Annotated in this window: 18 protein-coding genes; 14 read left to right on the plus strand and 4 right to left on the minus strand. The window is 67.4% G+C overall.

The features are described 5' to 3' along the window. Positions 1 to 83 precede the first annotated feature (83 nt). A complete protein-coding gene (locus H289_RS0106425; RefSeq protein ID WP_020099941.1) occupies positions 84 to 527 on the minus strand; it encodes a hypothetical protein in 444 nt (147 codons plus the stop codon). A 47-nt stretch (positions 528 to 574) separates the two neighbouring features. On the opposite strand from H289_RS0106425, the gene H289_RS0106430 reads away from it, so the two are divergent. The 6 genes from H289_RS0106430 (at position 575) to H289_RS0106455 (ending at position 6,404) form a co-directional block, all read left to right on the plus strand. Further along, on the plus strand, positions 575 to 1,012 hold the full coding sequence (locus H289_RS0106430; protein WP_020099942.1) for a hypothetical protein: 438 nt from the start codon (positions 575 to 577) through the stop codon (positions 1,010 to 1,012). A 145-nt stretch (positions 1,013 to 1,157) separates the two neighbouring features. Further along, entirely contained in the window at positions 1,158 to 2,789 is a 1,632-nt protein-coding gene (locus tag H289_RS0106435; RefSeq protein WP_081633336.1) for a metallophosphoesterase, read from the plus strand. 44 nt (positions 2,790 to 2,833) lie between these two features. Further along, positions 2,834 to 4,528, plus strand: coding sequence for a serine/threonine-protein kinase (locus tag H289_RS0106440; protein ID WP_020099944.1), 1,695 nt, complete (start codon positions 2,834 to 2,836; stop codon positions 4,526 to 4,528). A gap of 55 nt (positions 4,529 to 4,583) precedes the next feature. Beyond that, a complete protein-coding gene (locus H289_RS0106445) occupies positions 4,584 to 5,210 on the plus strand; it encodes a TetR/AcrR family transcriptional regulator (RefSeq protein ID WP_029104856.1) in 627 nt (208 codons plus the stop codon). Then, complete coding sequence (locus H289_RS0106450; RefSeq protein ID WP_020099946.1) at positions 5,207 to 5,863, plus strand: enoyl-CoA hydratase-related protein; 657 nt, start codon at positions 5,207 to 5,209, stop codon at positions 5,861 to 5,863. Before H289_RS0106445 ends, H289_RS0106450 begins: the two co-directional genes overlap by 4 nt. Positions 5,864 to 5,897: 34 nt before the next feature. Then, complete coding sequence (locus H289_RS0106455) at positions 5,898 to 6,404, plus strand: pyridoxamine 5'-phosphate oxidase family protein (RefSeq protein WP_020099947.1); 507 nt, start codon at positions 5,898 to 5,900, stop codon at positions 6,402 to 6,404. Positions 6,405 to 6,453: 49 nt separating this feature from the next. Here H289_RS0106455 and H289_RS0106460 read toward each other — a convergent pair whose 3' ends face one another. Continuing rightward, positions 6,454 to 6,765 (minus strand): GNAT family N-acetyltransferase, encoded by a 312-nt coding sequence (locus H289_RS0106460; protein ID WP_020099948.1) that lies wholly within the window; start codon positions 6,763 to 6,765, stop codon positions 6,454 to 6,456. Positions 6,766 to 6,843: 78 nt separating this feature from the next. Further along, on the minus strand, positions 6,844 to 7,140 hold the full coding sequence (locus H289_RS0106465) for a WhiB family transcriptional regulator (protein WP_029104857.1): 297 nt from the start codon (positions 7,138 to 7,140) through the stop codon (positions 6,844 to 6,846). Positions 7,141 to 7,491: 351 nt separating this feature from the next. On the opposite strand from H289_RS0106465, the gene H289_RS0106470 reads away from it, so the two are divergent. Then, on the plus strand, positions 7,492 to 8,265 hold the full coding sequence (locus tag H289_RS0106470; RefSeq protein ID WP_020099950.1) for a hypothetical protein: 774 nt from the start codon (positions 7,492 to 7,494) through the stop codon (positions 8,263 to 8,265). A gap of 12 nt (positions 8,266 to 8,277) precedes the next feature. Here H289_RS0106470 and H289_RS0106475 read toward each other — a convergent pair whose 3' ends face one another. Then, on the minus strand, positions 8,278 to 9,492 hold the full coding sequence (locus tag H289_RS0106475) for a MinD/ParA family ATP-binding protein (RefSeq protein WP_020099951.1): 1,215 nt from the start codon (positions 9,490 to 9,492) through the stop codon (positions 8,278 to 8,280). A gap of 518 nt (positions 9,493 to 10,010) precedes the next feature. On the opposite strand from H289_RS0106475, the gene H289_RS29905 reads away from it, so the two are divergent. The 7 genes from H289_RS29905 to H289_RS0106510 all read left to right on the plus strand — a co-directional run bounded on the left by H289_RS29905 (position 10,011) and on the right by H289_RS0106510 (position 19,033). Continuing rightward, positions 10,011 to 10,871 carry an ESX secretion-associated protein EspG gene (locus H289_RS29905; RefSeq protein ID WP_020099952.1) on the plus strand — a complete coding sequence of 287 codons (861 nt, stop codon included), beginning with the start codon at positions 10,011 to 10,013 and terminating at the stop codon, positions 10,869 to 10,871. A gap of 2 nt (positions 10,872 to 10,873) precedes the next feature. Then, positions 10,874 to 11,395 carry a hypothetical protein gene (locus tag H289_RS29910; RefSeq protein WP_020099953.1) on the plus strand — a complete coding sequence of 174 codons (522 nt, stop codon included), beginning with the start codon at positions 10,874 to 10,876 and terminating at the stop codon, positions 11,393 to 11,395. Then, positions 11,388 to 13,109 (plus strand): type VII secretion AAA-ATPase EccA, encoded by a 1,722-nt coding sequence (eccA, locus tag H289_RS0106490; RefSeq protein ID WP_020099954.1) that lies wholly within the window; start codon positions 11,388 to 11,390, stop codon positions 13,107 to 13,109. The genes H289_RS29910 and eccA overlap by 8 nt, the downstream gene beginning before the upstream one ends. A gap of 3 nt (positions 13,110 to 13,112) precedes the next feature. Then, positions 13,113 to 14,588 (plus strand): type VII secretion protein EccB, encoded by a 1,476-nt coding sequence (gene eccB, locus H289_RS0106495; protein ID WP_020099955.1) that lies wholly within the window; start codon positions 13,113 to 13,115, stop codon positions 14,586 to 14,588. After that, entirely contained in the window at positions 14,585 to 16,822 is a 2,238-nt protein-coding gene (eccCa, locus tag H289_RS0106500; RefSeq protein WP_020099956.1) for a type VII secretion protein EccCa, read from the plus strand. Before eccB ends, eccCa begins: the two co-directional genes overlap by 4 nt. Beyond that, positions 16,819 to 18,564 carry a type VII secretion protein EccCb gene (gene eccCb, locus H289_RS0106505; protein ID WP_020099957.1) on the plus strand — a complete coding sequence of 582 codons (1,746 nt, stop codon included), beginning with the start codon at positions 16,819 to 16,821 and terminating at the stop codon, positions 18,562 to 18,564. The genes eccCa and eccCb overlap by 4 nt, the downstream gene beginning before the upstream one ends. A gap of 172 nt (positions 18,565 to 18,736) precedes the next feature. After that, entirely contained in the window at positions 18,737 to 19,033 is a 297-nt protein-coding gene (locus tag H289_RS0106510) for a PE family protein (RefSeq protein ID WP_020099958.1), read from the plus strand. Positions 19,034 to 19,035 lie beyond the last annotated feature (2 nt).

The raw sequence follows: 19,035 nt of genomic DNA on the forward strand, positions 1-19,035 counted from the left end.
TGTCTCCACCGTGCCGTCGCCAACTGAGGCGTTGCTGAGAAAGAGTTCGGGACAGCCCAAGACTTTTCAGATCACAAAAAGTGTCATCTCGGCCCGTCGGCGCGGATCCAGGTGAGGGTGTTGCCCCGACCGACGTAGCTCAACTCCAGTTGCGTGTCGGTCGCTTTCAACGGCACGTAGAACGCGTCGAAAGACGGCGCGGGACTGGTCCAGTGCAGCCACAACACACAGATGCCGTCGTCGGGCAGCTGACCGGCACCCGGCGTCCGGCCGATGGGTCGGACGCTCCAGGTGCCCGACTCGTCGCCGGCTCCGCGGGATCGCAGCGCACCGTCGGGCGCCAGCGTCGTGGTGGTCGGATCGTCCGGGCCGGTCCAGGCGCCGACGAACTGCTGTGCTGTGACCGACGTGCCCGGGCAGGCGGGGTCGCCGGGGGCGGCGGAGGCCGAGGGCATGCCGCAGGTGGCCATCGTGACCACCAGCGCGGTGACCGCGGATGCGGGATATGCCCATGCGACGCGACTCATGGCCTCAGCGTATGGCGCACGGGGCCGGACCTCGATACCGTCTGCGCATGTTCCGGCGTCTCGTCGTGGTGCTTCTGGCCGTATGGTCGTCGATCCTGATCGGCACCGCGCAGGCCGGGGCCGACCCGGGCGTCGACCCCGGCTCACCGACCGGCGAGGCCATCGTGGCGCCGGCCGTCGCGGCCCTCAAGGCCGAACTGGGCAAGCCCGCGACGCTGGCGGTCGAGGCCATCAACGTCTCCGGGCCGTGGGCCTTCGTGTACGCCGGCATCCGCGGCGCCGACGGACAGGCCTTCGACTTCCGCGGGACACCCCTCGCCGAGGGTGCCGCCGAAGGGTTCGTGTCCCGGACCTACGCGGCCCTGCTGAACCGCCGAGGCGACCACTGGACGGTGACGGAGCAGGCCGTCGGCCCGACGGATGTGGCGTGGCAGGACTGGCCGCAGCGATATGGCGCCCCGGTGTCGTTGATCGCGATTCCGTGAACCCCGGCTGAACTTCGGCCCTGATTCCGGTGTCGGACTCGCCAGACGCTCCGGGCTGAGCCACGATCGACGGGTGCGTCCGACCCGACTGACCGTTGCCGGCGAAATCCCGGACACGGGCATCCCCGACGACTTGTCGACAACCATGACCATCGCCGAGCAGTACGACTGGCACCAGCAGTACCTGCGCCGGCACCGCGTATCGCGGCGGAACTTCCTGCGTGGATCGGCGGCCGCCGCGGCGGTGGCGGCCCTGGGCCTGGCGCCGTTCGGGCGCCGCGCCTACGCGCAGGACGCGCCGCTGAGCATCGCCAACCGCCGGGTCGGATTCGGCGGCGACGCGGACAGCCAGCTGCGGCTGGCCGCGCAGTTGTCGCGAAATCCCGGTAGCACCAAGGTGTTCGTCGACCACGGGCCCACCGATCAGTTGGGCGCGACCATCGAAGCCGAGGTGCGCAACCTCGTCACCCAGATCCCGACCAGCGACCGCGGTGTCCTGGCGGCCGAGCAGTTCTACGCCCATGTCCCGGTCGACGGATTGCCCGGTGGCAGCGCGCATTTCTACCGGTGGCGCACCGAGGACGGTTTCGTCAGTGACGTGCGGTCGGCCAAGACGGCGATGCCCAGTGTGCGAAAGACATTGGCGCCGTTCCGGTTCACCATGATGGGCGACCAGGGCACCGATGACGTCCCGCGCCAGCCGGCGGGACTCAAGCGCGGCGACTACGACGACGGCTACTACAAGCCGGACAACGAGCCCGACGTCCCGCACACCGCCAATGTGTTCAACCAGATCGTCGCGTCCAACCCCGAATTCCACCTGCTGGCGGGGGATATCGCGTATGCCGACCCGTCCGGCGGCGGCAAGCCGTTGTCGTTCGTCCCGTCCGGCGGCAAGGCCGCGCACGGCTTCGACAAGTACAACCCGTTCGTCTGGGACGTCTATCTGGGCTCCATCGAGGCCAGCGCGGCGAGCACGCCGTGGATGTTCGCGACCGGTAACCACGACATGGAGGCCTCGTATCCGAGCCACGGTTACGGCGGCCACCTGGCGCGCATGGACTTTCCGGACAACGGGCCGGCGGCATGCCCGTCGGTCTATTCGTTCACGTACGGCAACGTCGCGGTGCTGTCGTTGGACGCCAACGACGTCAGCTTCGAAATCCGTTCCAACACCGGCTATTCCGACGGTAGTCAGAACTCTTGGGTCGAGCGGACCCTGGCCGCCTACCGCGCCGACCCCAACATCGACTTCATCGTCTGCTTCTTCCACCACTGCGCGTACTCGACCACCGACTCGCACGCCAGCGACGGTGGTGTGCGGGCGGCCTGGTGCGAGTTGTTCGACCGGTATCAGGTCGATCTCGTGCTGCAGGGGCACAACCACGTCTACGAGCGCACCGACCCGATCCGCGGCGACCGCCCCACCAAGGTCGCCGGGGACAATTCGACCGTCGACGCGGAAACCGACGGCACCGTCTACTACACCGTGGGCTGCGCCGGCCGGCCCCGATACGGCTTCCAGCCGGGTGAGCCCGAGAGCTACCGCGGCCACGAAGCCCCCGACACCTTCGTCCCGAACAGCTATGTCTGGACGGCGGACGGCAAGAAGAAGGCGGAGGCGGTCGGCTGGTCGCGCGTGCGCTTCCGCAACTACGCCTTCATCCGCGTCGACGTCAGGCCCGGACAGCTGCTGAGCGAAATGGACGTGACCGCGGTCGACGAGCATGGCCGGGAATTCGACAAAGTCACCTATCGACGCAGGGTGCGCGCGTAACCATTCGCTGGGCAGCGGACGCCGCCGCCTCTTATGGTTAGCCGGTGGAAGGGACACCGTTCGGCCGGTACCGGCTGATTGAGCTGCTCGGTCGTGGCGGCATGGGTGAGGTGTGGAAGGCCTACGACACCACCATGAAGCGCGTCGTCGCGATGAAGGTGCTGCCGCCGACCTTCGCCGACGACGAGCAGTACCAGGTGCGTTTCCGCCGGGAGGCCCACGCCGCGGCCGGGCTCGATGAGCCGCACATCGTGCCGATCCACGATTTCGGTGAGATCGACGACCGGCTATTCGTGACGATGCGGCTGATCGACGGCAAGACCGTTCAGCAGCTGTTGGCCGACGGCCCACTGGCACCCGAGCGCGCCGTCTCGATCGTCGAGCAGATCGCTGCCGCGCTCGGTGCCGCACACGGTGTCGGGCTGGTGCACCGCGACGTGAAACCCGCCAACATCCTGGTCACGCCAGACGATTTCGCGTACCTCATCGACTTCGGCATCGCCCGCGCCGCCGGCGAGACGAAACTGACCCACACCGGCGCCACCATCGGCACCGTCGCGTACATGGCGCCCGAACGCTTCACCAGCGACCGGTGCGACGCGCGGTCCGACATCTATGCGCTGACGTGCGTACTGCACGAATGTCTCACCGGCGGCCCGCCATTTCCGGGCGACAGCATGGAGCGGCAGATCACCAGCCACCTCTACTCGGATCCGCCGCGGCCGTCGACCATGCGGCCGGGGATTTCGGCGTACATGGATCAGGTCATTGCCACCGGCATGGCCAAGGATCCCGAATTGCGCTACGCCACAACCAAAGACCTCGCTGCCGCCGCGCGTGCCGCCTTGGCCGGCGCACCGGCGCAGCCCGCTCATTTCGGTCAGCCCGCTCAGCAGACACCGCCGCCGGCGTGGGCCGCCCCTTCGGTGCCCTACCCCACGACCGGCCCGGAGTCCTACCCGGCGCACGCGCACACGCAGTACGCGACCCCGGCGCAAGGTCTGGGTGCGGTATCCGCGCAGTGGTCGCCGCCCCAGATGGCGAACAACCAACCGGCCCAATCCTGGTGGCGCAACTCGGCGGTGGTGATCGTCGCGGCCTTGGTCACGATCGTCGTCCTCGGGGGTGCCGGCATCGCCTACGTGATGTGGTCCGACAGCGGTTCGGGCGATCAGCCCCAGGCGACCAAAGAGCCCAGCGCGCAACTGTTTCCGTCGATGCCCACCGGTCCCGGTGGCACCGCCGGGTACCCGACCGGTTCGATGTCGACCCCCGCCTCCACCGCGGCGTCGACGCCGGCGGGGCCGAGCCAGCTGCAGACCGTCGACGGCCTCACCAATCTGATCGGCACCATCAAGGCGAAGTTCGGCGACACCATGGGATTCAAGCTCGTGGTCTACCCCGACTACGCGGTCATGGATCGCGTCTCACCCACGAACAAGCACGTCGACCAGAGCTTCATGTACCGCGGCGGCAGCTGGAACAAGTGGGGCTCGGACACCAGCACCAGTTCGTTCGACGTGCTGGCGGACCTCGGCGCGATCAACACGCAGGCCGTTGCCGCCACCATGGCCGGTGCGCCAGCACAGATTGGTGCGGAGCCCGGCTCGCAGCTGTACCTCATCGTCGAGGGCGAAGAGGGCGGCGGTCTGGGGCTGGCAATCCACTCCACGGCGCCCGGAACCGGATACATGCAGGTCAACGCCGACGGGACCATCAAGCAGATCTATCCGCCGTAACCGGCCATGCCCCCGCTGCGTAGTAACGGAGCGATTGCTCTGTTATGGTGTGCCGGTGCCCCGGCCTCGTGTGTATGACCTCGACTCGGTGCTCGACGCCGCCGAGTCGCTGGCCGTCGAGGCCGGGCCGGCCGGTGTCACCACCCGTTCGGTGGCCGCCGCCGCCGGCGTCTCCAACGGCGCGATCTATCACAACTTCGGCTCGCGATCTGAGCTCGTCGCCCGCACCTGGCTGCGTGCTGCGCGCCGATTCCTCGACGTACAAACCGAATTGGTCGACGCCGCGCTGGCCGATGACGCCGCCGATCCCGTGGACGCGGTCGTCGCCGCCGCGCAGGCGCCCGCGGTGTTCTACGAACGTCAGCGCCAGTCGGCCGAACTGGTGTGGCGGGTGCAGCGCGACCAACTGCTCGGCCCCGACCTGCCGGGAGCGCTGGCGGCCGAACTCAAAGACCTCGACCGCGAGCTCATCGACCTGATGGTGCGGCTGTCGTCGCACCTGTGGGACCGGCGCGACGGCGCGGCGGTCGACGCCATCACGGTGTGCATCGTCGACCTACCGACCGCAATCATCTTGTCCCGCAACAGAATCAGCAACAGCTGGGCGCGTGATCGGCTGACCGCAGCCGTCCGCGCCGTCCTCGCCGACGAACCCACCCCAACCAGGAGGAAACAACCATGACCATCACCGTCAGCTACCAGGACAAAATCGCGATCCTGAATCTCGGCGATGACGAGAACCGCTTCTCGCTCGGCTTCCTCGACGACATCAACAGTGCCATCGACGATCTCGTCGCGGGTGGCGCCCAGGGACTCGTGACCACCGGCGCCGGGAAGTTCTACTCGAACGGGCTGGATCTCGACTGGCTGATGGCGCACGGCGACCAGATGCAGGCGTACGTCGGGCGGGTCCACGCCCTGTTCGCGCGGGTGCTGACGCTGCCGATCCCGACGGCCGCCGCGGTCAACGGACACGCCTTCGGCGCCGGCGCCATGCTGGCGATGGCCCACGACTACCGGACCATGCGCGCCGACCGCGGGTTCTTCTGTTTCCCCGAGGTCGACATCCGGATTCCGTTCACCCCGGGCATGGCCGCGCTGATCCAGGCAAAGCTGACGCCGCAGGCGGCCATCGCGTCGATGACCACCGGCCGGCGCTTCGGTGGCGACGACGCCGCCAAGTACGGCATCGTCGAACTGGCCGCGGCCGAGGACGCGGTGGTCTCCGCCGCGGTGGATCTCGTGATTCCGGTGGCGGGCAAGGATTCCCAGACCATGGCCGCCATCAAGGCGACGATGTTCGGCCCGGCGATCGCGGCGCTGCGGGGCGAGTAACGGTCCCCAGAGGCGGCCTGATAGGCATAAGAGCGTGGGACAGAACGAGCGCAAGAAGATCGTCATGACCGACGACGAGATCGTCGAGTTCATCGATCGCAGCCGGACCGCGACCATGGCCACCGTCCTGGCTGACGGCCGGCCGCACCTGGTGGCCATGTGGTACGCCGTGCTCGACGGCGAAATCTGGTTCGAGACCAAGGCCAAGTCGCAGAAGGCGGTCAACCTGCGCCGGGACCCGACCATCACCGTGATGATCGAGGACGGTGACACCTACGGCACCCTGCGTGGTGTGTCGATCGACGGCACCGCCGAGATAGTCGAGGATCCCGACACCTGCCTGCGTGTCGGCATCAGTGTGTGGGAGCGCTACACCGGCCCGTACACCGACGAAATGCGCCCGTTCGTCGACCAGATGATGAACAACCGCGTCGCGGTCCGCGTCGTACCGAGCCGCATGCGCAGCTGGGACCACCGCAAACTCGGCATGCCCGACATGCCGGTCAGCGGCTCGACCGCGCAGTATCTGAACCAGCAGTGATCTCGGCGCGCCCCGTATCACTCTCCGATACGGAGCGCGCCCAAACCACTCAGGCCTGGTCGACCAGCGGCGCGTATTCGGGATGCTTGGCGATGTATCCGCTGACCATCGAGCACTCCGGGACGATGCGTAACCCTGCGGCCCGGGTGGCGTCCAATGCCTCGGCGACGAGGATCGTCGCCAGTCCACGACCGCCGTACTCGGGCTGAACTTCGGTGTGCGGGAAGATTCGTCGGCCACCCTGGTCGATGTAATCGATCAGCCCGACCGTCTTGCCGACGACGGCGATGGTGAATCGTCCGGCTTCGGCGGTGACAGTGGCGGGTGCTCCGGTCTTGTCGGTGGTGCTCGTAGTGGCCATAGGAGCCACGGTAACCCTCGTGCGTAAAGCCGCTGCCCGCGCTGCCGCCCCCTCAAACGGCAGCGTGGGCAGCGGGTACTACGCGACTTCGAGGAAGATTCGGCGCTGGCGGCGGACCGGGTAGCCGTTGGCCTCGGCCAGGGACCGCAGCTGCTTCAGCGCGAACGTCCGGCCGCGGCCCTCCTCGGCCGGGATGACGATGCCGGCCCAGAGGCCTTCGGCGCGGGGCAGTTCGACGGCGTCACGCGCGCAGGCCCAGCGGCGCGGGCACTGGCGGCAGAGGCTCTTGGCCTCCTCGCTGGCGATCGTCGTCCACTGCTCCGGGCTCCGGGTGCACTCACCGAGCGGCAGGCCGTCCATGGCAATTGCGGTCATCGGAGTACTCCTTTGTTGTTGCGCTGCGACTGTTCCGTCGCGGTTGGGAAGAATCTATAGCACCAGACTGCAGTAATGCAACAGTTAAACCGTAGCGTTAGATATATCCGCTGGTCAGCGCGCTACAGAGGCGCAGAAATCATCCGAATGGTCCGGAATAACATTGGTGAAAGTCGCGGTTTGGGGAGGGTGTACGGTCTAACTGAAGCGCTTCGCGCCGCACCGATACGGTTCAGTGACTGTTAACGCAATAGTTATGTGGGACTGAACGGGTTAAGCTGTATCGGACCGCCGACGGTGCTCCGGATTTCGTGTTGAGCGCGGGCCGCAAGGGATGGGAGGTGACATCGGGTGCCGAACATCGATCCCGATGACGTCACCGAATACATCGCCCTGCCCGCAGTCGACCCCGGAATGGAGCGCGCCGGTGCCGCCGCCGCCGCGCGGCGCCGCGAGCTGGACATCAGCCAGCGCAGTCTGGCGGCCGACGGCATCATCAACGCCGGAGCGCTGATCTCCTTCGAAAAGGGCCGCAGCTGGCCGCGGGAGAGAACCCGCCTGCGTCTCGAAGAGGTATTGCAGTGGCCGCCGGGAACCATCGCCCGGATCCGCAGTGGCGAGCCGGTCCCGACGACGCAGGTGCCGTTGGCGCCCCAGGCGCAGGCTGCCCCGGCCCCGCCGTTGACCAATGCGGGTGAGGTTCCGCTCATCGCGCAGGCCGTCGTCGCCGCGGTGAACACGCTGGGCGCCACGGCGGACGCACTGCCGGCGATCGAGGATTCTGAATTCACGCCGTGGGTCACCCAGATTCTGTCCGACCTGCGGCAGCTCGAGGCCGTCGCGGCCAGTGCCGCGCGGCTCGGCCCCGTGTCGCCGCCGCTGATCAAGGCATTGGGACTGGTGCGTGCCCGCATCGACGAACTGACGCTGCTCGGCGCGAAATCGCCCACCGCAACGCTCGGGCAGCGGCTGTACGCGGCCCGCCGCGGTGCCAACCTGACCATTCAGGAGACGGCCCTGGCGGCCGGAGTGCCCGAGGCCGTCGTGGTCGGCGCCGAGGCCGAGGCAGCGGTGTCCGAGCAGGACAAAGAGTTGGTCGAAAAGCTGCTCCTGCAGCTGGTCTAGCTGCCTCGGGCGTCAGGAACGCGCGCGGTGCCGGTCGTCACCGGTGGGAAAGTTGGCCGCCAGCGCGGCAGCGATCTCGATGAACTTGCGCCGCGTCGCCGGCGCCATTTCCCGGGTGCCCGCGATGACGCCGCCCGGCCGCAGGTGCCCGTCGAACGGCACCTCGACAACGGCCTGCCCCTGCCCGGCGAACTGCTGCGCCAGCACCGAGCGGGTGCGCTTGTCGGCGTGGCCGTCGGAATCGTTGAGCACCACCACAGTTCGCTGCAGGAGACCGTTGAGGCCGTGCGCCGCCAGCCAGTCGAGCGTCTGCCCGGCCGCGCCGGCACCGTCGACCCAGGGCGACGACACCACGATGAGCGCATCCAGATCCCGCAGCACCTCCTGCGTGACGGGGCTGTCCATTGTGGAACTGCAGTCGATGATCGAGATGGTGAAATGGCGGTCCAGCCGCGAGGCGGCCTCGCGGTAGACGGCGGGATCCAGCACCCGGCGGCGGGCCGGGCTCGCCTCACCGGCAAGCACGAACAGCCCGGCGGCATTGCTGCCGACCCGGTTGCGAATGTCGGCGAAACTCTCCAGGTGCTGGTCGGACGCCAACTCCCAGTACGAGCTCAGGGCCTTGGGGTCGACGCGGCTGCCGAGCTTGCCGAACGCGGTGTCGGCATCGACGGCCACCACCCGGTCCTCCTGCCGGAGCTCGGCGAACAGCGACCCGATCGATGCCGACACCGTCGTCTTGCCGACGCCGCCCTTGCCCATCACACCGACCTTGTAATGGCCCGAAAGCGCCGACCGGATCCGGTTGATCTGCTGTGCTTCCTGGATCTCGTCGGGTGACGGACCGAGGTTGACCAGCCCGAACGTCGCCTTGAACAGCGTCTTGCGCCAGCCGCGACCGGGCTCGGGCTTGCGGGTCCGGAGCAGGTCGTCGCGGCGAATGGCATCGGCGTACGAACCTGGCGGCATGAACTGGCCCTGGGGACCGTGTGGCCAGGGCTGGTGCGGGTGCGGTCCCGGCTGCATCGGACCGGGCGGCATGGGGCCCGGCTGGACGGGACCGGGCTGCGGTGGGTAGCCGGCCCTGCGCTGCAGCGGTTCGGTGTGTTGCATGCCGGTGTTGTTCCCGGCCGGATTCACGCGCGGCCACGCCGGCGGTGTGTTCACGGGATGTCCGGCGAAAGCGCTTTCCGGGGGGCCCGGCTGCGGTTCGAAGTGGTCAGTCACCGAATACGCGCTTTCTCTCCTCGGTTCGCTCGACGCAGGTGCCAAGACGCAGATGCCCTCCCAGTATCGACCACGCCGGCGCCGACGGCGGGATGGCCGGGCCCAATTGCGTCGGCGCCCGTTCGGCGGACGGTTCGGGCGTATCGCCGGTGACACCGTTGATTACCCTGTCCGCCAACGGTTTTCGTCGTGCGTCGACCGCGCCGGTCGGGTGTGTGCTTCCGGCGAATTGGTGCGGATCCGGCGGCGGACCCGCTGGTAGGCTCGATGCGGGTTGTGGGGAAGCGCTGTGGGGGTGGTGTGGGGCCGCCCGCGCAGGTCAGATGCCGTGACTCGCGTAGGAGTTTGGCCATCGGCCTGCCGTCCGTCAGGTGGCGTACCAAGATGGTCACGGAGGACAGCGATGCCCGGCGCCTGGCGCCGGGAACAGGGGGTGGAGCCGAGATGCAGCGGGTGGACACATGCGCCGGGCGTGATGCCAGGTCGTCTGGGTCGGCTATGTCGTCGGGACGGCTGTCGTGACCGGCCCGTACACCGCCGCCAGCACCGCCTCCGGCGGCATCGACGACGTCATCGCGGTCGAGGTCACCATCGACGGCATGCTGGTCATCGCCGACAAGCTCGAGCTCATGGACTTCCCAGTCAGCCTCGGCATCCGGCCGAACATTCCTCAGCTCGACCTTCGAGACCGAGTCTGGGAACAGGTGCGGCGGGATCTGACGGCGCAGGGCGTCCTCGACATCTACGGCAATCCGCATCCGGAAGTCGCCGCGATGGTCGACACCCTCAGCCGCGCCGACCGCACCATCGAGGGCCGCTGGTGGCGCCGCGACGTCGGCGGGAAGATGCTGCGGTTCGTCGTCTGTCGCAAGGGTGAGCGGCATGTCGTCGCGGCCCGCGACGGCGAGATGATCGTCGTCCAGCGGGTCGCCCCGCAGGTGGGCCTGGCCGGCATGGTCAATGCCGTGCTCGGAACGGCCAACCCCGCCAACGTCGAACCCCTGACCGCGTCGACCAGCCGGCTCAGTGACGCCCGCACACCGGACCAGCTCACCCAGTTCGGCATCAGCCTGAGCTCGGCGCGGGCCTACTCCGAACTCATCGCCAACCCCGACTCGTGGGTGGAACTCACCGCCAACGAGCGGCACGAGGGTGGCACCTTCAGCCAGGCCGACGTCGCCGCCGGTGTTCTCGACTCCCGGCTGGGCCGCATCGTCTCCCTGCCGCGGAAAGTCAGCGGCGAGCTGTACGGCAGCTTCCTCGCCGGCACCGACGAGAACCTGGAACGCGCCCTGCAGGGGCTGTTGGAGTTCCTACCGTCGCGATCCTGGTTCGACACGCCCTCCGCGGGCGCCGCCGGCGACGACTACCAGGACTGACGTTGGCGGCCCACCATGATGACGGGTTCGATGACGAGCCGTCGGGCGATGATCCGGACGACGGCTCGGACGACGATCTCGGCGGCGCACTCGACTACCTGTACGCCGACGACGACGATGTGGTCACCCCCGATGCCGTTGGCACGGGGGACGATCTGCCCGCCATCGATGACGAGCCCGTCCCGTTCGGGTACACGGTCACCAACCCGCCGCAGACGGTGGCCGTCACAGCCCTCATGGACGGCCGGATCCACCGGATCCGGCTCGCCCCGGGCGTCACGAACATGACGGAAGTCGAACTGGCGGACGAGATTCTCGTGATCGCCGGACTCGCCCGCCAGGATGGCAGGTCGGCGCAATACGACGTCATGTACTCCGGACTCCGGGAACTGGGCCATGACCGCGCCGAGGCCAAGGATTTCCTGTCCCGCAGTCTCGATCTCCCGTCGCCGGAAGACGCCGCCGCGACCCGCGCCCACATCTTTGCCACCAGATATTCAGGGGAAGTAGACGCCAATGAGTGACCAACTCGCCGCCATGTTCAACAACGCCGTCGGCATGCTGGACACCGCACCGGCGCGCTCGATGCAGCTGTTCAGCGAGATCACGTCGGTCGACGAGACCGCGTGTGACGCCTGGATCGGGCGGATCCGCTGCGGCGACACCGACCGGACGACGTTGTTCCGCGCCTGGTACTCACGCGGCAACCTCGGCATGCTCGCCGGCCAGGCCGAGGTGTCGCTGGCGCAGGTCAACGCCCGGGTGCGCATCGGCGGCGAGCTCGGTGACATCACCTACCCCGTGAACTCGCCGCTGGCGCTCACGCTGGCGTTCGCCGTCAACGAGGCCGCCGAGGGCAACTATGCCGACGCGCTGGAAGCCGTGGAGGGCGCGGCGGTCGGCGGGTCCGAGCATCTGGTGGCGTGGGTCAAGGCCGTCATCTACACCGGCGGCCAGCGCTGGACCGATGTCATGGAGGTGCTCCGGGGTTCGGAGAGCTGGCCGGACGCGTTCCTGGCGGGCGCCGCCGGCGTGGCCCGCGGCGTCGCGGCAGCCAACCTCGGCCTGTTCACCGAGGCCAAGGACAAGCTGACCGAGGCCAACGAGTCGCCGGCGGGCACGGCGTGCGGCCGGCCCATCGCGTGGTACCTGGCCATGACGTTCCGCGATCAGGGCAACGAAGAGGGCGCGCGGCGCCTGCTGGAATGGCTGCAGGCCAATTTCCCGGAGCCGAAAGTCACTGAGGCGCTTCGTGATCCGAACTATCGCCTGACGACCACCACGGCGGAGAAGATCGCGGCCCGCTCCGACAAGTGGGATCCCAACAGCGTGGTGGCGGACACCTCGGCGCGCGACAAGATGCTCGGCGATGCCCAGGCCGAACTGGACCGGCAGATCGGCCTGGCGAAGGTCAAAGAGCAGATCGAGACCTACCGCGCCGCAACGCAAATGGCGAAAATCCGGGCCGCGCGTGGCATGAAGGTCGCTCAGCAGTCCAAGCACATGATCTTCACCGGGCCGCCGGGAACCGGCAAGACCACCATCGCCCGCGTGGTCGCGAACATCCTGGCCGGCCTCGGCGTCATCGCCGAACCCAAGCTGGTCGAGACGTCCCGCAAGGACTTCGTCGGTGAGTACCTCGGCCACACCGCGGTGAAGACGTCGAAGGTCATCGACCGGGCGCTCGGCGGCGTGCTGTTCATCGACGAGGCCTACACCCTGATCCAGGACGGGCTGCAGGGCGGCGACGCCTTCGGCTCGGAGGCCATCGACACCTTGCTGGCCCGCATGGAGAACGACCGCGACCGGCTGGTCGTCATCATCGCCGGATACAGCTCGGACATCGACCGGCTGCTGGAAGCCAACGATGGTCTGCGTTCCCGGTTCGCCACCCGCATCGAGTTCGAGTCATACTCCCCCGAAGAGATCGTCGAGATCGCGAAAGTCATTGCCAAGAGCAATGATTCGCTGATCAACGACGAAGCGGCCAAGCAGGTGCTGGAAGCGGCCACCACGCTGTACCAGCACGAGCTGAACGGCAAGCCGGCCATCGACATCGCGGGTAACGGCCGCTACGCGCGCCAGCTGGTCGAGGCCGGTGAGCAGGCTCGCGACATGCGCCTCGCCCGCTCGATGGACATCGAGAGCCTGAGCGTCGAGGCGCTCGGCGAGATCACCGGCGACGACATGGCTTCCGCGATCAGCGGGGTGCATCGGCGCCTGAGCATCGGCGAATAACCGATGGCTGATTTCCGGCTCACCACCAAGGTTCAGGTCAGCGGTTGGCGCTTCCTGCTCCGCCGCGTCGAGCACGCCATCGTGCGGCGCGACACCCGCATGTTCGACGACCCGCTGCAGTTCTACAGCCGGTCGGTGTCGGCAGGCATCGTCGTCGCGGTCATCGTCTGCCTCGGTGCCGCGATGCTGGCGTACTTCAAACCGCAAGGCAAGCGGGGTGGCGACTCGCTGCTCGTCGACCGCAGCACCAACCAGCTGTACGTGGTGATGCCCGGGGGTTCTGGGCAGATCCGTCCGGTCTACAACCTGACATCGGCGCGGCTGGTTCTCGGCCACACCGGTGAGCCGCAGGTCGTCAAGCCTGCGGAACTGTCCAAGATGCCCAAGGGTCAACCCATCGGCATCCCCGGTGCGCCCTATGCGACGCCGATCAACGGCACGTCGGGCACCTGGTCGGTGTGTGACACCGTCACCAAGCCCGAAAGCGTCACCCCGACCGTCGAGACCTCGGTGCTGGTCGAGCCGGTGGTCCTCAGTGGCGGCGTCGCGCCCATCCGCCCGGATCAGGGCGTGCTGGTCAAGTACCAGGACAAGACCTGGCTCATCACCAAGGACGGTCGGCATGCGATCGACCTGGCCGACCGCGCGCTGACCTCCGCCGTGGGAATTCCGGTCGGATCGAAGTCGGCGCCCATCTCGTCCGGCCTGTTCAACGCACTGCCGAACGTCGGCCCCTGGGCACTGGCCCCGATCCCGGCCGCGGGCGCGCCAAACAGCGTCGGCCTGCCGCCGAATCTGGTCAACGGCACGGTGTTCCAGACGGTCACCGACAACAGTAAGCAGCAGTACGTGGTGCTGCCCGACGGCGTCGCGAAGGTCAACGACACCACGGCGGCCGCACTGCGCGCCACGAACTCCTACGGGCTGATCTCGCCGCCGTCGGTGGAATCCAGCGTCGTCGCCAAGATCCCCGAGCAGACCTACACCTCACCTCTGCCGGCGAAGCCCATGACCATGCTGTTGCCGCAGGACGATCCGACGGTGTGCTGGGCATGGCAGCGCGAAGCCGGCGACCAGGGTGCCAAGACCACAGTGATCGTCGGTCGGCACCTGCCGATCCCGCCGAGCTCGATGGGCAACGGCATCAAGCAGATCAGCGGCGACGCCACCGTCTACATCGACGGCGGCCAGTTCATCCGGCTGCAGTCCCCGGACCCGCGGTACGGCGAGGCCCAGTACTACGTCGACGCCCAGGGCGTCCGGTATGGGATAGCCAACGACGACACCGCGAAGGCCCTCGGGCTCAGCGGCGCCGTCACGGCGCCGTGGCAGGTGGTCGGTCTGCTGATGGAAGGGCCGGTGCTGTCGAAGGAGGCGGCGCTGCTCGAGCACGACACGCTGCCGGCGGATCCGAAACCGCGGAAGGTGGGCGGCGGCAACGAGGCCGCGGCTCCGCCGCATCCGGGAGGTGCGTCATGACAACCAAGAAGTTCACCCCATCGATGAAGCGCGGTCCGCGCCTGACCCCGGGTGAGATCAACGTGACGCCGCCCGACGACCTGGGCATCGAGATCCCCGCGTCCGGCATGCAGAAGGCGATGCCGTACGTCATGGGTGGCGGCATGCTCGGGATGATCGCGATCATGATCTTCACCGGCGTTCGTCAGCTGTCGCCGTACATGCTGATGATGCCGCTGATGATGATCATGGGCACCGTCGGCTACATGGCCAGCGGCGGTGGCGGCGGCAAGAAGGTGCCGGAGATCAATGAGGACCGCAAGGAGTATCTGCGGTACCTGGCCGGCCTGCGGACCCGCGTGACATCGTCGGCCGACGCGCAGGTCACCTTCTTCAGCTACCACGCGCCGCATCCCGAGGACCTGTTGTCCATCGTCGGCACCCAGCGGCAGTGGTCGCGCAGCGTCAGCGGCAACAACGCCGATTTCTTCATGGGTGCCCGCATCGGCATCGGCGCCCAGGCGGCGGTCGACCGGTTGCTCAAGCCGAACATCGGGTCGGACCTCGCGGGCCCGATGGCCGCGCCGCAGGCGCACCTGGAACCAGTCAGCCACATGTGGGTGACCAAGTTCCTGCGCACCCACGGTCTGGTGCACGACTGCCCGAAGCTGGTGATCCTCAAGAGCTACCCGACCATCGCAGTCGGTGGTGATCCGGAAGGGTCGCGCGGTTTGCTCGCCGCCATGATCTGTCATCTGGCGGTCTTCCATCCGCCGGACCTGCTCCAGATTCGCGTCCTGATGGACGATCTCGACGATCCCGATTGGGCGTGGCTCAAGTGGCTGCCCCACGTGCAGAGCCAGACCGAGTTCGACGATGCCGGACCCAAGCGCCTGGTGTTCACCAAGCCGGACGGGTTGGCCGATCTGACGGCGCGCGGTCCGCACAGCGCCGACGCACCGCCTTCCGGTCCCTACGTGCTGGTGGTCGACCTGACCGGCGGCAAAGCCGGCTTCCCGGTCGACGGCCGCGCGGGCGTCACCGTCATCACCAAGGGCAACCACCGGTCCGGCTACCGCATCAAGGTCAACCCCGACGGCTCATGTGAGGACCGCACGGCGTCCCAGCCATGGCGTGAGGTCACCACCGTGACCGACTCGGTGACCCCGACGTCGGCCGGTCGGTTGGCGCGCAAGCTCGCGGGCTGGTCCATCACCGGCACGATCATCGACAAGGGCACGCGCGTCCAGAAGAAGGTGTCGAGTGAATGGCACCACCTGGTTGGTGCCCGCTCGGTCGAGGAAGTGACGCCGCGGCGGTGGCGGATGTACTCGGATACGGATCAGGACCGGTTGCGGATTCCGTTCGGCCACCAGCTGAAAAATGGCGAGATCATGCATCTCGACATCAAGGAGGGCGCCGAGTTCGGTGCCGGTCCGCACGGCATGCTGATCGGTACGACGGGTTCCGGTAAGTCGGAATTCCTTCGTACCCTGATCCTTTCGCTCGTTGCGACGCACCATCCGGATCAGATCAACCTGCTGCTGACCGACTTCAAGGGTGGTTCGACCTTCCTGGGCATGGAGAAGCTGCCGCACACCGCGGCCGTCGTCACCAACATGGAAGAGGAAGCCGAACTCGTCGGCCGCATGGGCGAGGTGCTCACCGGTGAGCTGGACCGGCGGCAGAACATCCTGCGTCAGGCCGGTATGCAGGTCGGCGCGGCCGGTGCGCTGTCGGGCGTCGCCGAGTACGAGAAGTACCGCGAGCGTGGGGCCGACCTGCCGCCGCTCCCAACGCTTTTCGTCGTCGTCGACGAGTTCGCGGAGTTGCTGCAGAATCACCCGGACTTCATCGCACTGTTCGACCGCATCTGCCGCGTGGGCCGGTCGCTGCGCGTGCACCTGCTGCTGGCGACGCAGTCACTCAACACCGGTGGCGCCCGCATCGACAAACTGGAGCCCAACCTGACGTACCGAATCGCGTTGCGTACCACCAGCTCCGCCGAATCCAAGGCGGTGATCGGTACGCCCGAGGCGCAGTACATCACCAACAAGGAGAGCGGCGTCGGCTTCCTCCGGGTCGGCATGGAGGATCCGGTCAAGTTCAAGAGCATCTACACCGGCGGCACCTATGTGCCGACGGCAGCGGAGAACGACGACGGTGACGACGCGCCACGAGTGGTGGCGCAGAACAACTTCCGGATTCGGCCGTTCACCGCAGCGCCGATGGCAGATTCGGGAGTCGGACGATGACGAACACCGAACAGCGCGCGCTGCGTGAAGTGGTGCTGAACCAGCTGACGACCGGTGAGAGCCGCGCGTACAAGATGTGGCTGCCGCCGCTGCTGGATCCGATGCCGGTCAACGAACTGGTGGAGCGCGACCAGCGGGCCCCGCTTCGCTTCGGCCTCGGCATCATGGACGAACCGCGCCGCCACAAGCAGGAAGTGTGGGGCATCGACACGTCGGCGGCCGGCGGCAACATTGCGGTCGGCGGTGCGCCGCAGACCGGGAAGTCGACGTTTCTGCAGACGCTGGTGCTGTCGGCGGCCGCGACCCACTCCCCCCGCCAGGTGCAGTTCTACTGCGTCGACCTCGGTGGTGGTGGTCTGATGTACCTCGAGGACCTGCCGCACGTCGGCGGCGTCGCCACCCGTTCCGAACCGGACCGGGTACAGCGCGTCGTCGCGGAGATGAAAGCCGTTCTGCGGCAGCGTGAATTGACGTTCAAAGAGCTGCGCATCGGGTCGATCGCCAGTTACCGACAGTTGCGTGAGGACCCGAATCATCCGGCGTCGCAGGATCCGTTCGGTGACGTCTACCTGATCATCGACGGCTGGCCGGCGTTCGTCGGTGAGTTCCCGGACCTCGAGCCGGTGGTTCAGGACCTCGCCGGCCAGGGCCTGTCGTTCGGAGTGCACGTCATCATCTCGACGCCGCGCTGGACGGAACTGAAATCCCGTGTCCGTGACTACCTGGGCACCAAGGTCGAGTTCCGCCTCGGTGACGTCAACGAGACGCAGATCGACCGCATCACCCGCGAGATTCCGCCGAACCGCCCTGGGCGGGCGGTGTCGATGGAGAAGCACCACCTGATGATCGGGGTGCCCCGGATGGACGGGGTGCACAGCGCAGCCGACCTGGTGCCGGCCATCACCGCGGCCGTTGACCACATCGCGTCGCTGCACACCGACATGGCTCCGCGGGTTCGCGTGCTGCCCGAGCGGATCTACCTGCACGAACTCGACCCGAATCCGCCTGGCCCGGAGAACGACTACCGGACTCGGTGGACGGTGCCGGTGGGCGTGCGCGAATCCGATCTCTCGGTGGCGTACAACCACATGTACAACACGCCGCATCAGCTCATCTTCGGTGCGCCGAAGTCAGGCAAGACCACCATTGCGCATGCGGTGGCGGAGGCGATCTGCAAGCGCAACAGCCCCGATCAGGTGCGGTTCATGCTCGCGGACTTCCGGTCTGGCCTCCTCGACGCCGTGCCTGAGACACATCTGCTCGCGGCGGGCGCCATCAACCGCAACATCGCCGCCCTGGAAGAGTCCATCAAGGCGCTGGCGGTGAACCTGAAGAAGCGGCTGCCGCCACCGGACCTGACGACGTCCCAGTTGCGCTCGCGGTCGTGGTGGAGCGGTCCGGACGTCGTGCTGCTGGTCGACGACTGGCACATGATCGTCGCCGCCAGCGGTATGGGGTCGCCGATGGCGCCATTGGCTCCGCTATTGCCGGCCGCCGCCGATATCGGTCTGCACATCATCGTGACATGTCAGATGAGTCAGGCGCACCGGTCCACGATGGACAAGTTCGTCGGTACCGCTTATGGCGCCGGAACGCCGACGATGTTCCTGTCGGGCGAGAAAGCGGAGTTCCCGTCGAGCGAGTTCAAACTCCGTCGTAGGCCCCCTGGCCAGGCGCTTCTGGTGTCACCGGACGGTAAGGAGGTCATCCAGGCTGCCTATGTTGATCCTCCGGCGGAATAAGTGTAGGTAACCCCCCAAAACCCTCGGTAGTATCAGTTTCAGACGTTCAGCAACGCTAAACGCCCGCTGATCGGCCTAGGGGGAACGGGGGTTCCGTGGGGGATCTTCAATTCTTATCTGTGCCGTTCGCACAATTCCATACCGCGATCTTGAATTGGTAAGGAGAAAAGAAATGCAGCCTTTGCAACATGAAGAGGGCGCGATCGGCGTCGGCACGCAGGTTGTCGCCAACGGAGCGCGTGGCATTGCGACCGGCACTGCCACCATGACGGAGGCCAGCACCCTGGTCCCGGCCGGTGCAGACGAAGTGTCGCTGCAGGCCGCCATGGCATTCGCCGTCGAGGGGGTCGAGGTCATGGGCATCAACGCCTTCGCCCAGGAAGAGCTGGCGCGTGCTGGCGCAGCGTACGTCGAGGCGGGCGCCATGTATGAGGCCACTGATGTGGCCACGTCAGCGACCCTGATCTAGCC

The organism is Mycobacterium sp. 360MFTsu5.1 (assembly GCF_000383495.1).
GTDB lineage: Bacteria > Actinomycetota > Actinomycetes > Mycobacteriales > Mycobacteriaceae > Mycobacterium > Mycobacterium mucogenicum_B.

Bases quoted from the DNA above. Each gene is read 5' to 3' on its own strand.
- eccB (WP_020099955.1), top strand. From the start codon at position 13,113: ATGGCTGATTTCCGGCTCACCACCAAGGTTCAGGTCAGCGGTTGGCGC.
- H289_RS0106425 (WP_020099941.1), bottom strand. From the start codon at position 527: ATGAGTCGCGTCGCATGGGCATATCCCGCATCCGCGGTCACCGCGCTG.
- H289_RS0106450 (WP_020099946.1), top strand. From the start codon at position 5,207: ATGACCATCACCGTCAGCTACCAGGACAAAATCGCGATCCTGAATCTC.
- H289_RS0106430 (WP_020099942.1), top strand. From the start codon at position 575: ATGTTCCGGCGTCTCGTCGTGGTGCTTCTGGCCGTATGGTCGTCGATC.
- eccCb (WP_020099957.1), top strand. From the start codon at position 16,819: ATGACGAACACCGAACAGCGCGCGCTGCGTGAAGTGGTGCTGAACCAG.
- eccA (WP_020099954.1), top strand. From the start codon at position 11,388: ATGAGTGACCAACTCGCCGCCATGTTCAACAACGCCGTCGGCATGCTG.
- H289_RS0106435 (WP_081633336.1), top strand. From the start codon at position 1,158: ATGACCATCGCCGAGCAGTACGACTGGCACCAGCAGTACCTGCGCCGG.
- H289_RS0106510 (WP_020099958.1), top strand. From the start codon at position 18,737: ATGCAGCCTTTGCAACATGAAGAGGGCGCGATCGGCGTCGGCACGCAG.
- eccCa (WP_020099956.1), top strand. From the start codon at position 14,585: ATGACAACCAAGAAGTTCACCCCATCGATGAAGCGCGGTCCGCGCCTG.
- H289_RS0106465 (WP_029104857.1), bottom strand. From the start codon at position 7,140: ATGACCGCAATTGCCATGGACGGCCTGCCGCTCGGTGAGTGCACCCGG.
- H289_RS0106460 (WP_020099948.1), bottom strand. From the start codon at position 6,765: ATGGCCACTACGAGCACCACCGACAAGACCGGAGCACCCGCCACTGTC.